This is a genomic window from Niastella soli, from assembly GCF_017742245.1.
In the GTDB taxonomy this organism is placed as follows: domain Bacteria; phylum Bacteroidota; class Bacteroidia; order Chitinophagales; family Chitinophagaceae; genus Niastella; species Niastella soli.
In genome coordinates this window covers 1-14,798 of record NZ_JAGHKO010000015.1, presented here as the reverse complement: position 1 = coordinate 14,798, position 14,798 = coordinate 1, and the positions used below count along the sequence as shown (strand labels likewise).

The 14,798-nt window shown below is 47.5% G+C and carries 2 protein-coding genes; both read right to left on the bottom strand.

Annotation, left to right across the window (positions count from 1 at the left end):
• Positions 1–2,842, bottom strand: a 2,842-nt coding sequence (locus J7I42_RS30815) for a non-ribosomal peptide synthetase (RefSeq protein ID WP_209143565.1), incomplete at its 3' end; no start/stop codon positions are given.
• 43 nt (positions 2,843–2,885) lie between these two features.
• Positions 2,886–14,798 (bottom strand): non-ribosomal peptide synthetase (locus J7I42_RS30810; protein ID WP_209143563.1); only part of this gene is annotated, 11,913 nt, incomplete at its 5' end.

Below are 14,798 nucleotides of genomic sequence, written 5' to 3'. Positions count from 1 at the left end.
CTCTGATCTTTACCTGTTCGTCCCTTCTGCCTAAAAACTCGAGGTTGCCATCTGGTAACCAGCGGGCCAGGTCGCCGGTGCGATACAAACGCGCGCCTTTCTCATTAGTAAATAGATCTTTTATAAATTTTTCAGCTGTTAGTTCGGGTCTGTTCAGGTAACCTCTGGCAACCTGGGCGCCCCCTATACATAATTCTCCTGCTACCCCAACCGGTAACAATTGCAGGTCTTCATCTACTATATAGATCTGTGTGTTGTCTAATGGATGGCCAATGGGTATAGTGGCGGTGGGAATGTCAATGCCCTTACCGGTTTGTATACTGTAGACGCTGCTGCCCACGGTGGTTTCAGTAGGCCCGTACTCGTTGATCACTTCTACTTGTATCCCGGCCTGGTTCAATAGGTCGAGGTGTTGCTGATGAAGGGCTTCACCCCCTACTATCAGGCGGTGTGTCAGCGGGGCGGTGTCTGCGGTTTGCAGCAATCCAAGATGCGCCGGTGTTAGTTTAATAAAGTCATAGGGTGCATACTTCCACAAGTTGGGATCATTGAATACCTCCACACCGGTTGAAGTGCTTATTACTACAGACTTACCACTGATCAATGGTACCAATAGTCCGGTTATGCTGGCATCAAAGCTTAGTGACAAATGGTGGTAACTTCCACTTCCCGACTGGTCTTTCTGTATATACCGCTTCTTGCTATTATACAGATAGTTCATCAACTGACCATGTTCTATCAATACGCCTTTGGGCTGGCCTGTAGAGCCGGATGTGTAGATCACATACGCCGTATCTCTATATTGGATCACTGGTAACGGCTGTGATAAATGCGTTTGCCCATCGGTAGCAGCTGGGAGGTCTTCTATATATATTAGGCCGCTGTTGTTGTGTGTCTGCGATAATAACGCGCTGTGTTCACGGGTGGTGATTACATATTTACAACCACTGTCCTGAAGCATATAAGCGATCCTGGATAGCGGATATTGTGGATCTACCGGCACATACCCATGACCGGCTTTCAAGATCCCCAACATGGCCACTACCTGATCGGCAGAGCGGTCCATACACAAGCCGATCAGTTGGTTGGGTTGCCTGTCAAGCTGTAGCAGGTGTTGGGCCAGTTCATTACTGCGGGCATGCAATGCTGCATAGCTCAGTTGCAGATCTCCATGTACTAATGCCAGTGCATCGGGTGTCTGCAAAGCCTGTTCGGCAAACAGGGTTGTCACTACTTTATCAACAGGATAGGTTACTGCTGTATCATTGAATCCGTATTGCAATTGATGCACTTCGGTGGTGCTAAGCAATTGCATACTACTTACCGGTCTGTCTATATCCTTTACTACTTCTTCCAGCAAACGACTGTAATGTTGCAGCATCCGGATAATAGTAGATTCTCTATACAGATCGCTGTCGTAGATCATCAGTAATTGTAAACCCTGTTCCGTTTCTGTTACGTTGAGATTGATATCGAATTGCGCCCAAACCCGGCTAATGGTTTCCCCGGTAAGACTGGCTACGCCCAGTTTCAACTCGCCGGCTACCGGCATGTTCTGCATAGCAAACAACGCCTGGAATACGGCATTGCGACTGATATCTCTTTTAATATCCAGCGCTTCCACTACTTTTTCGAATGGCAGGTCCTGATTGGAGTAAGCATCGAGTGTAGTCTCTTTTACCTGCTGCAACAATTGTCTGAACGTGTTATGCGGGCCAATCTTAGTACGCAAAGCCAGTGTATTGATGAAGAAGCCTATCAGGCCTTCCAGTTCGCGATGTTGACGGCCGGCTACAGTACTGCCCACACAGATATCAGTCTGGCCACAGTAGCGATACAATAAGACCTTAAAGGCGGTCTGCATCAGCATAAATAAGGTAACGCCTTCCTGTCTGCACAGTTGTATCAACGGCCATTTATCCGAGATGAGACTGGTTACCCTTCCGCCCCGAAATGTTCTTTCAACAGTACGCGGATGATCTGTAGGCAATTCCAACGAAGGCAGATCTTTTAATCGGTTTTGCCAGTACGAAAGCGCTCTATTCAATTTTTCACCCGTCAGCCAGGAACGCTGCCAAATGGCATAATCTGCATACTGAACCGGCAGTTCTTTGAGCACGGGAGTTCTTTTCTTAACGCGACTATCATATAGTTCCACCAGTTCCTCCACAAGAATACCGATCGACCACCCGTCAAAAGCGATATGGTGCAATACGACCAATAATTTGTATTCTCCTGCATTCATTTTGATCAGCGTTGCGCGTATCATATGATCTGCTGAAAGAATAAAGGGCCGGAAAGCCTCCGCTTCTATAAAAGCTTCCAGTGATTGTTCCGTAGACAGACTGGCTGAGTCAACGGATGTCATTGTCCAGGTGTGAGCAGGTAGTATCTTTTGCCGGCCAACGCCCTCCAGTTCCTGCATAACGGTACGAAGTACTTCATGGCGGTCAACGAGATCACGCCAGGAAGCTTCGAGTGCATCCTCGTCTATTTCGCCGCTGATACGGAATAGCCACGGCAGGTGGTATTGTTTACTGCCATGAAGGCGATCGATGAACCATAAGCGTTCTTGTGCAAATGATAGCGGTAGATGAGATAATTCTGTCCTGCTGTTTATAATGATGGATCGCTCCTGTATAGCCTCGCGGGAGGCTGCCCACTTGTCATCTTTCAATAACTTAAGTATGTCGTGCTTATTACTTTTTATTTCCTCCAGCAGGTCTTTTTCACCACTGCTGTTTTTTGCCACCCTGATCCTGATCTGATCTTCATGTAAAGAAACATGAATGCCCTTTAGTTTGGCCCTATACAGCAGGTCAATAACTTCATTGGATACCATAATTTTACTTTTAATGGGTTAGTAGTTGAAACCTATGTGGAAGTTATATGTCGATTGTTTCAAAGGCGGTTGTGTCGTCTTCTGCGGTGTGCATGGACATTTCCAGCTCGATGTATTTGCCAATATCCTGTAAGGTTACCAACTCGAAAAGAACATGTATGGGGATGGTAAGGGAAAAGATTTTCTTAATATACGAAATGACCCGAATGGCCATCAGGGAGTGGCCGCCCAGTTCAAAGAAGTTGTCATCGATACCAACCTGTTCTACCCCCAGGAGCTCCTGCCAGATAGCGGCAAGTGCCTGTTCTACTTCATTACGGGGAGCCCTGTAGGTTTGGTTAGGGTCTGTAGTGATTTCGATCGCCGCCAGTTTTTTACGATCGATCTTGCCGTGTACGGTAAGTGGGATTGCTGTTATTTCCAGCAACCAGGCCGGGACCATATACTCGGGCAGTTGCTTTGATAATGTTTCCAGTGCCGCTTCTTTTTGCCAACCCTCACCTGCTACCACATAGCCTATCAATTGCTTATTTTGTTGTGCATCTTCTCTTACCACTACTACCGCTTGCTGTACGCCAGCTGTCTGTTGCAATACAGATTCAATCTCTCCGAGCTCTATGCGGTAGCCTCTGATCTTCACCTGTTCGTCCCTTCTGCCTAAGAATTCGAGGTTGCCATCTGGTAACCAGCGGGCCAGGTCGCCGGTACGATACAAACGCGCGCCTTTCTCATTAGTAAATGGATCTTTTATAAATTTTTCAGCTGTTAGTTCGGGTCGGTTCATGTAACCTCTGGCCACCTGGGCGCCTCCTATGCACAATTCTCCTGCTACTCCTATTGGTAACAATTGCAGGTCTTCATCTACTATATAGATCTGTGTGTTGTCTAATGGATGGCCAATGGGTATCGTGGCGGTGGGAATGTCAATGCCCTTACCGGTTTGTATACTGTAGACGCTGCTGCCCACGGTGGCTTCAGTAGGCCCGTACTCGTTGATCACTTCTACTTGTATCCCGGCCTGGTTCAATAGGTCGAGGTGTTGCTGATGAAGGGCTTCACCCCCTACTACCAGGCGGTGTGTCAGCGGGGTGGTGTCCGCGGTTTGCAGCAATCCAAGATGCGCTGGTGTTAGTTTAATAAAGTCATAGGGTGCATACTTCCACAAGTTGGGATCATTGAATACCTCCACACCCGTTGAAGTGCTTATTACTACAGACTTACCACTGATCAATGGTACCAATAGTCCGGTTATGCTGGCATCAAAGCTTAGCGATAAATGGTGGTAGCTGCCACTTCCCGACTGGTCTTTCTGTATATACCGCTTCTTACTATTGTACAAATAGTTCATCAACTGACCATGTTCTATCAATACGCCTTTGGGCTGACCCGTAGAGCCGGATGTGTAGATCACATACGCCGTATCGCTATATTGGATCACGGGTAACGGCTGTGATAAATGCGCTTCCGAATTAACAGTTGCTGGATGGTCTTCTATGTATATTAGGCCGCTGTTGTTGCGTGTCTGCAATAATAACGCGCTGTGTTCACGGGTGGTGATTACATATTTACAACCACTGTCCTGAAGCATATAAGCGATCCTTGATAGTGGATATTGTGGATCTACCGGCACATACCCATGACCGGCTTTCAAGATCCCCAACATGGCCACTACCTGATCGGCAGAGCGGTCCATACACAAGCCGATCAGTTGGTTGGGTTGCCTGTCAAGCTGTAGCAGGTGCTGGGCCAGTTCATTACTGCGGGCATGCAATGCTGCATAGCTCAGTTGCAGATCTCCATATACTAATGCCAGTGCATCGGGTGTCTGCAAAGCCTGTTCGGCAAACAGGGTAGTCACTACTTTATCAACAGGATAGGTTACCGCTGTATCATTGAAGCCGTATTGCAATTGATGCACTTCTGTGGTACTAAGCAATTGCATACTACTTACTGGTCTGTCTATATCCTTTACTACTTCTTCCAGCAAACGGCTGTAATGTTGCAGCATCCGTTCTATTGTAGACGCCTCATACAAACCATTACGATAGGTACAGCTAAGCTGCAATTCGCCTGCCATTTCTACTATGTTCAGGATTAGATCGAACTGCGCCGTTGCACCTGTTACCTGCCATTCCGTGAGCCCTATACCCGCCAGGTTCAATTCAATATTCTCCGGTGCGTTTTGTAAAGAGAACAGCACCTGGAACAAGGGGTTTCGATTGATATTTCTTTCCACCACTACTGTTTCCACCACTTTCTCAAACGGCAGGTCCTGGTTGGCAAAGGCATCGAGGGTTGTTTCTTTTACCTGTTGTAGCACCTGTTTGAACGACATATCCGGTAATATGGTACTGCGCAAAGCCAGGGTGTTGATGAAGAATCCGATCATTTGAAGGGTTTCGGTATGCTGCCTTCCGGATACAGGGCTACCCACGCAGATATCTGTTTGTCCGCTATAACGTTGCAACAGCACTTTGAAGGCCGATAATAATACTACAAACAGGGTTACGTTTTCGGCTCTTGATATCTGTACAAGGCGGCTACTGGTTGAAGTTGGGATCTTGTAGTTTGCAAAGCCTGCCCGGTTATCAGGTGTCATCGTTCTGGGATGGTCAAATGGAAGTTCCAATGGCTGCAACGCCTTTAGCTGTTCTTTCCAATAGTTCAGCTGTTGTTGTAATCTTTCGCCGCTTACATATTGCCGCTGCCAAAGCGTATAATCTGCATATTGTAAAGGAAGGACGGGTAATGACAAGGGCTCGTTTTTAACGATGCTATTGTACAGCTTCTCCAACTCATGTACCAGTACGCCGATAGAGGTATTGTCGAAGGCTATATGATGCAGCACGGCAATGAGCACATGTTTAGTTTTACTGATCTGCACGAGTGTCACCCGTAGCTTTATATCACGCGCCAGATCGAAGGAAGTCTGTATTTCTTCTTCTATATAAGCTGAAAGCTCTTTTCCCGATACAAGTATCGCTTCTTCAGTGGTAACATGCATTTTCCAGCAATCAGCAGCTGCTATTTGCTGCCAGCCAGCCCCCTCCCACTCATACATCATGGTGCGCAATACTTCATGCCGGTTGATGATCTGTCTGAATGATGACTCCAATGCCGTTACGTCTACCAATCCTTCCATGCGGAATATCCAGGGTAAATGATAGGCAGTGGTCCCCTGCAGGCGATCGATGAACCATAAACGTTCTTGTGCAAATGATAAAGGTACATAGCCCGGCCTTTCTATATTGTTAATAGTAAGCTCTTTATTATTGATAAACTCCCGGTCATTTAACCGGGCAGATAAAGTGGCAATAGTCGGATAAAGGAATAGATCACGAATGCTCACTTCCCGGCTCAGTAGTTTACTGGTCAGCACTGCTATACGCATGGCCAGTAACGAGTGGCCACCCAGCTGAAAGAAATTGTCATGGATGCCGATCCTGCTCACCCCCAGATCATTCTCCCATATGGCCACTATGGTCTTTTCCATTTCATTCCGCGGCGCGGTATAATTATCGCTGGCAGCTATATTTATATCAGGTTCGGGCAATGCCTGTCTGTTCACTTTTCCATTGCTGGTAAGCGGTAGTTCAGACAATTGCACCCATGCCAGGGGGATCATATAGTCGGGCAACCTCGAACGCAAGTGTTGAATGGCTTCTTCCTTATTAAAGCCGTTTTCTGTAACGACATAAGCGACCAGCCTTTTATTACCTGCCACGTCGTCCTTTACCAGTACTACAGATTTGGAAATATACCTGGCAGTCAATAATACATTTTCAATTTCACCAGGTTCCACCCTGAAACCTCTTATCTTAACCTGGTCATCTATCCGGCCCAGGAATTGAATATTGCCATCGGGCAACCAGCGGCAAACATCACCGGTTTTGTACAGCCTGGCGCCTGTACTATTTGAAAAGTTGTCATGAATAAAGCGATCGGCAGTTAGTTCAGGGCGGTTTAGATATCCTTTTGCTACCTGCACCCCGCCAATGTATAGTTCGCCAATCATACCAATGCCACACAGTTTGCGCCTGCTATTTAAAATATAGGCTGTTGTATTGCTGATGGGTTTACCAATAGGTGGCAAGGGCTGTTGCTCGTAATCAGCAGACAGCACTTTATAACTCGTTACTACATGTGTTTCGGAAGGGCCATAATAATTCAGCAGTTGCAATCCGGTCCTTTCACAGAACAAGCGGATGTCGGCACTCAACTTCAGTTGTTCACCTGCTGTAAAGATCTCTTCCAAAGAATCGGGATACCTGTCTAAGGCAGCGGCGCCTTCGGCCAGGCTTTTCAATACCACATAAGGTATAAACAAATGTGTGATGCGATTTTTTTCAATAACAGACAAGAGCCCGGTCACGTCTTTTCTCTGTTCTTCGCCCACGAGGTACAGCGTCCCTCCAAAACAAAGACTCATAAAGATTTCCTGGAAACTTGCATCGAAGTTAATACTGGCGAATTGCAAAATGCGCCTTTCGGATTTGTTCTGTACCTCGTTCTGTTGCCAGTACAGCAGGTTGAGCAGGGCCTTGTCGGGCATTTCAATGCCTTTGGGTCTTCCGGTTGAACCAGAAGTGTATATGATATAGGTGATCCGTTCTTCATGGGGGTACCGCAGCATTGGGTTGATCGCTTCCCCGTTGATCTGTTCAGCCTCCCGATCGATACATATAACATCAACAGACAGATCATCGCTTACAACCTGCAAACAACGGGTGGTACTGATGATGATGTTTGCGCCTACGTTTTGTAGCATATAAGTGATCCTTTCTGCAGGATATGCCGGATCAATGGGCACATAGGCACAGCCCAGTTTCATGATAGCCAGGATGGCGATCACCATGTTATGTGATCTTTCAATACACAATGGCACGGCCATATTTTCCCGGATACCTTTACGCCTCAGGTAAGCCGCCAGTTTGTCTGCCTGTATATTCAACTCTTCATATGTACAGGAGGTTCCGTTGTAATGGACCGCCACTTTATGTGGCGTCTTAGATGCCTGTTCTTCAAAGACGTCGATCACGGTTTTGCTAAGGGGATAGTGGGCCCGTGTATCATTGAAATCGAGCAATACCTGTTTATATTCCTGTTTGCTCATACAGGCTATCTCTCCGGCCGGCAACAATGGATTTTCAACAACAGACTCCAGTATAGTGCAATAATACCGGGCCAGCCTTTCCACCGTGGCGGGCTGGAACAGGTCTACACAATATTCAATAACCATCTCGATGCCTTGTCCGGATGGAGACGCAGTTAGCACCAGGTCGAATTTTGACGTGGTATGGTCTGTTGTCAGTGGAGAAAAAGAGCCTTCTTCGAGATCAGCATTACTAACTGTATGGTCATCGTTCATCACAAACATCAGCTGGAACAAAGGATGGCGGCTGAAATCGCGTGCTACCTCCAGGGCCTCCACTACTTTTTCAAAAGGCGCCTCCTGGTGGTTGAACGCTTCAAGCACCGTTGTTCTTACCTGTTGTAACAAAGATTCGAAGGATTGATCGTCCCTGATATGGCTGCGCATTACAACGGTGTTCATAAAAAAGCCGACAAGCTGTTCCAGTTCAGCGGCTGTTCTATTGGTTACCGGTGTGCCGATGGCAATATCAGTAAGATCAGTATAGCGGTATATCAGTATTTTGAAAGCGCACAATAAGGTCATGAAGAGCGTTGCGCTGTTCTGCTGGCTTACCTTCACAAGCGATTCATGCAAATCCTTATCAAGAGTAAAACGGTAGACCGCTCCCTGTTTGCTTTGTACAGCAGGTCGGTTGTTGTCTGCCAGCTTATCTACCGGTTGAATGTCTTTTAGTTTTTCCTTCCAGTAAGATAGATGCCTTTCCAGGGATTCGGCAGAGAGGCGGCTGCGTTGCCATAATACATAATCTGTGTATTGTACAGGCAGGGTTGGTAATACAGGCATCCGGTTATGGGTATAAGCCTTGTACAATTCAATAAATTCTTTCGCCATTACCGACATAGACCATGCATCACAGGCAATATGGTGAATGACAAGGGCGAGTATATATTGTTCAGGTGATTCTTTTAATACTAAAGCCCTGATCAGGTAATCGGATGAAAGATCGAAGGGTTTTGCCTGGAAACGGCCAAGCAAATCGTTTAATGCTGATGTTTCCAGTTTGCTTACATCTTCATACGTTAATTGCCACTCTTCGGCATTTCTGATCACCACATGCGCTTCGGCCGCTTCATTTATATGGATGGTGCTGCGCAATGTTTCGTGTCGTTGTATCAATTCCTGCAAAGCGTACGTTACAGCGGGGACATTCAGCTGACCCTGGTATTGGAGAATGAGGGGAACATGATAATGCAGACTACCTTCCAATTGATGGATAAGCCATAAACGCTCCTGGGAAAATGACAGCGGAATATAGGCTGGTCTGGGTTGCGGATGAATAGCTGGCATTACGGGCTGCGTTGTTCTCGCTGTCAGTTGTTGCGCCAGTTCTGCAATAGTTGGGTGTTCAAATATATCGCGTATGCTGATCTCACATGACAGTGCTTTCGTAGCAGCAGCAATGACCCGGATAGCCAGTAAAGAATGACCGCCCAGGGTAAAGAAATTATCAAAGACCCCTATCTGCCCGATTTCCAGTATCTGCTGCCAGATAGTCGCCAGTTGTGTTTCCATAACATTGCGCGGCGCCACATAACCGGACGTTACACCGGTATACATACTCGCACCAGGAAGGCGTTTCCTGTCTACCTTTCCATTTGCCGTTAAAGGCATTTGATCAATGGGTATCATTAAGTCGGGTACCATAAATCCGGGCAGGCGACTCTTAGCAAAATTTATTACTTCCTGCAGGTCGATGTCGCTACCCGCAACATACCCTATCAGTTGCCTGTCGCCGCGTTCGTTTTCCTGTACGGTCACCAGACTTTCCTGTACACGAGGCGCCTGTTGCAATACGTGTTGTATTTCTCCGGGCTCTATGCGGTATCCTCTTATTTTTATCTGTTCATCCTTCCTGCCCAGAAATTCGAGATTGCCGTCTGGCAACCAACGGGCCAGATCACCGGTCCTGTATATTATTTCACCTGCCCTGAACGGATTGGGCACAAATCTTTCTGCTGTTTGATGTGGCTGGTTCAGGTATCCCCGTGCAATTTGGGCACCCCCTACACATAACTCACCCGGGATGCCTTCTGGGGCCAGGTTATCGTATGCGTCGAGAATATAAATATTTACATTGTCGAATGGCCTGCCTATCCATATGCCCTTGTTGCTTTGTGGTTCATATGTGGATGCTTGTAATGAATACAGGCAACATCCTACTGTCGTTTCTGTGGGGCCATATTCATTAAAGATGGTGACAGGTACCTGCTGCTCCTTAAAATAGCGTATATGTTCGTATAACAATGCCTCACCGCCTACCACGAGGTGCGGCGTGAGTGCTGCCAGTTTCTCACTACTTACCGATTGTTGCAGCAAATACAAGTGTGCAGGCGTGAGTTTTATAAAATCATAAGGGGCATGCTGCAGCAAGCTGTCGTCGTTAAATACATCAATGGGGGCTGCGTTACTAATGACTAAATATTTACCGGTGATCAACGGTACAAGCAAAGCCGTAATGGATGCATCAAATCCAGGCGACAGGTGTACATAAGAGCCGGCATTTGCGGTCTCTGTTGTCATATACCTGGCAGCGCAGTTCAACAGGTAATTGGTCAGCTTTGCATGTTCTATCATTACCCCTTTGGGCTGGCCGGTAGAACCTGAGGTGTAGATCACATAAGCCAGATCGTACAATTCTGGACGACTGTCAATAATGGGCGCCTGCGGTATCTCCTCATCAATGTCAATTACGTCGATACCGGAGGAAGCTTGTTGTAACAGTTCTTTATATGTCGCTTCAACGATGACTGCAGCAGCAGCGCTGTTGTGCAGCATGTAGCCGATGCGTTCTGCAGGATATTGTGGATCTATTGGTACATAAGCCGCCCCTGCTTTCCAGGTTGCCAGCATGGCAACCAGTAAACCAGCCGAGCGATCGATGCAAATAGCCACCATACTTTCTTTACCAATGCCTTTGTAGCGCAGGTAAGCGGCCAGGCGCCCCGCTGCCTGGTCAAGTCGTTTATAACTTATCTGTTCAGGCCCCGCTATGATCGCCAGTGCATCGGGTATCTTATTTACCTGTTCTTCAAATAAGGTCAACACAGTTGCTGCATTAGGATAAACAACCCTGGTTTCATTATAGTTGGTTAACAGGCGGGCTGCTTCTTCGGGTAATAACAACTTTACCTGTTTTACCTGCATATGTATATCAGCGATTACCTGTTGTAACAGGTATATATAATGGCCGGCCATTCTCTCAATGGTATCGGGCCTGTATAGCTCAGTGCTGTAGGTGATACCCAGGTGCAGTCCATCTTCGTTTTCACTGATATTCATTATAAGATCGAACTGCGAAGTGATGCTGCCGGTATCAACTGCGTTTAACGTAACCTGGCCGAGCTGTAGTTCACCGGATGCGGGTGTGTTCTGCAAGGTAAATAATACCTGGAACAAGGGATGCCGGTGCATGCTCCTTTCCAGTTTCAGGGTTTCTATTATCTTTTCGAAGGGGACATCCTGGTGCTCATAGGCAGCCAGGGTGATTGCCTTTACCTGTTGTAATAAGGCGTGCAGGGTCATCTCTCCATCAATATGGTTGCGTAACGCCAGGGTGTTGATAAAGAAACCCATCAGCCCTTCTACTTCCTGGTGCTGGCGCCCTGCAACGGGACTGCCCACACAAAGATCAGTTTGGCCGCAATAGCGGTGCAACAGCACGTTGAACACACTGAACAGCAACATATATAGTGTAACATCTTCCTGTCTTGCAAGCGCCACCAGCTGTTGGTGTAACGAACTATCGATTGTACGGCTTACTATGCCGCCGGAAATACTTTGCATCTGCGGGCGATCAAAATCGATAGGAAGATCCAGGGGCTGCACGTCCTGCAGTTGCTCTTTCCAGTATTGCAGTTTCTGTTCCAGCACGGGTCCCGACAAATATTTTCTTTGCCAGATGGCATAATCGGCATATTGTATAGGGAGTGGCGACAACACAGGCGCCTGGTTTTCGAGTTGACTGCGGTACAACGCTGTCAGTTCCTCTACAAGGATGGAGATCGACCAACCGTCAAATGCGATATGGTGTACGACAACGATCAAAAGATGCGCGCCATCGTTCAATGCTACAAGTGTTACCCGTAATAGGGGATCGCGGGACAGGTCAAATGGCTTTAGCACCCCTTCACTTATATAGCGCTCCATTGTTTTTCCGGAGAACAGAATGGCATGTTCTGTTACCTGATCAGGATTGAAGTTGGTGCCATCTGTTACCTGCTGAAACCCTGTTCCGTCTTTTTCAACAATAACTGACCTTAGTATTTCATGTCTTTGCACGATCTGCCGGAAAGCTACTTCAAGCGCTGTTGTATTTAATACTCCATCAAGCCGGAACACGCCTGAAATATGATAGGCTTGTGTTCCCTGCAGCCGGTCGATAAACCATAAACGCTCCTGCGAAAAGGATAAGGGGATATATTCCGGCCGGATAGCCGGATGAATTTCAGGTATGGTAGTTCCTATGACGCGTTCCTGTATTACACTAGCCAATAGGGCAATGGAAGGATGGAAAAAGATTTCCCTGACAGTGATTGCTGTCTGCAACTGTTTTCTGATGGCCGATACGAGCCTTATGGCAGACAATGAATGACCGCCGCGCTCAAAGAAATTGTCGTGGATGCCTATTTGATCTACCCCCAGCAGGTGCTGCCAGATGTGTGCCAGCGATCTTTCCAGTTCGTTGCGTGGCGCGGCATAGGCCTGTGTAGTGATATTGCTGATGGGTTGTAATGATAATTTTTTGCGGTCTACCTTGCCATTTGTTGTTAAGGGGATAGCCGCTATTGGCGTAAGTGTCGCGGGGACCATATATGCTGGTAACTGGCTGCGTAGTGCTGTTAGCGCTGCTTCCTGGTCATAGTTGTTGTCGGTTACGACGTAGCCTGCCAGTTGTTTGTTGTGCTGTTCGTCTTCATGTACCACTACTACTGCCTGTTGCACGCCTGTAGCCTGTTGTAGGATGCTTTCTATTTCGCCAAGCTCGATGCGGTAGCCCCGGACTTTTACCTGTTCATCTTTTCTGCCTAAAAATTCAATATTACCATCCGGCAGCCAGCGGGCCAGGTCACCTGTGCGGTATAGCCGGGCATTGGGTTCTTTACTGAATGGATCTTTTATAAATTTTTCAGCTGTTAGTTCAGGGTGGTTCAGGTAACCGCTGGCTACCTGGGCACCGCCAATGTATAATTCACCTGCTACGCCTACAGCACAGAGGTTTTCGTACTTGTCAACTATGTATACAGCCGTTCCACCCAGGGGACGGCCAATAGGTAATGTTTTGTTCGCAGGCAGGTCTCTCCCTTGCGCATGCCGGTACTCGATGGCCGTTACCGTCGTTTCAGTGGGACCGTATTCGTTATAAAAATCTACATACCGGCTCCAGCCTTTTACCACTTCCCGGCTGCATACATCTCCCCCTGCTATTACGCGGCGTAGTTTGTATGCGGCAGGTCGTAAAGAATTTAAAAAGCCAGGTGTGGCATGCAGGTGGGTAATCCCTTCCCGCATCAATACGGCTTCCAGTAGATCTGTTTCCAGGCGTTCCCGGTCTCCGGTGAGCACCAGTACCGCACCATTCAACAGGGCTAAAAATATTTGTTCTACCGAAGCGTCAAAGCTATAGTTGGAGAACTGAAGGATCCTGTCTGTGTTATCAATGCCAAAATAAGCACTCTGACAGTTGATCAGTTGTACCACTGAGCCATGCGCTACCATCACGCCTTTTGGACGACCGGTAGAACCGGATGTGTAAATTACATAAGCCAGGCTTTGGGTATTTATAGCAGCATCCACTTTCCTGTCTGGCAAAAGCGACAAGACGGTCTCTTGCTCATCCAGGCAGATGGGTATTGCGTTGCTGTCTTGTAACAAATGAACATAATTACTATGAGTGATCACTAGCTGGCAATTGCAGTCGTTGATCATATATTGAAGACGCTCCTTTGGATAACCGGGATCGAGTGGCACATAGGCGCCACCGGCTTTCAAAATACCCAGTATGGAGCAGATCAATGCGGTACTACGGTCAAGACAAAGTCCAACGAGGCTTTGGCTGCCAACACCCTGTTGTTGCAGGTAACGGGCGATCTGGTTGCTGCGTGCATCCAGCTGGTGGTAGCTCAGTTGCTCTTCGCCAAATACCAGCGCCGGAGCGTCAGCACACAATTGTACCTGCTGTTCGAACAGCTGTACAAGTGTTGTTGGGGTGGCAGTCTTACTTGCCAGTCCATTATAGCTGAAGCGCTCCAGCAGTTGCTGTGCTGCTTCAGCAGTCATCAGTTTGGCAGCACCGGCAGGTTGTTCTATATCGGTCACCATCGCCTGCAATAACTGCTCGTAATGCTCCAGCAGTCTTTGCATAGTGGGGCCTTCAAACAGATCGGCATTGTAAACCGCTGTTAATTCAAGCCCCCACTCTCCTTCTGCTATACTCAGATTGATCTCGAATTTGGCAGTGGCGTCACCGGTGCTTTGTCTGCTTAGCTGCAGATCGCTGAGATCTATAGTTGAGGAAGATGGCATGTTTTCCATCGCAAACATTACCTGGAATACCGGGCTTCTGTCTGCCACCCTTGGCAGTTCCAATACCTCCACCACTTTTTCAAACGGTACATCCTGGTGTTCGTAAGCATCGAGCACTGTTGTACGTACTTGTTGTAACAGGTTATGGAATGATATTTCACTATCTATAGTACTGCGTAGTGCCAGGGTATTGATGAAGAAGCCGATCAGTCCTTCAGTTTCCTGCTGGTTACGGCCTGCTATCGGTGTGCCTACACAGATATCGGTTTGGCCGCTGTA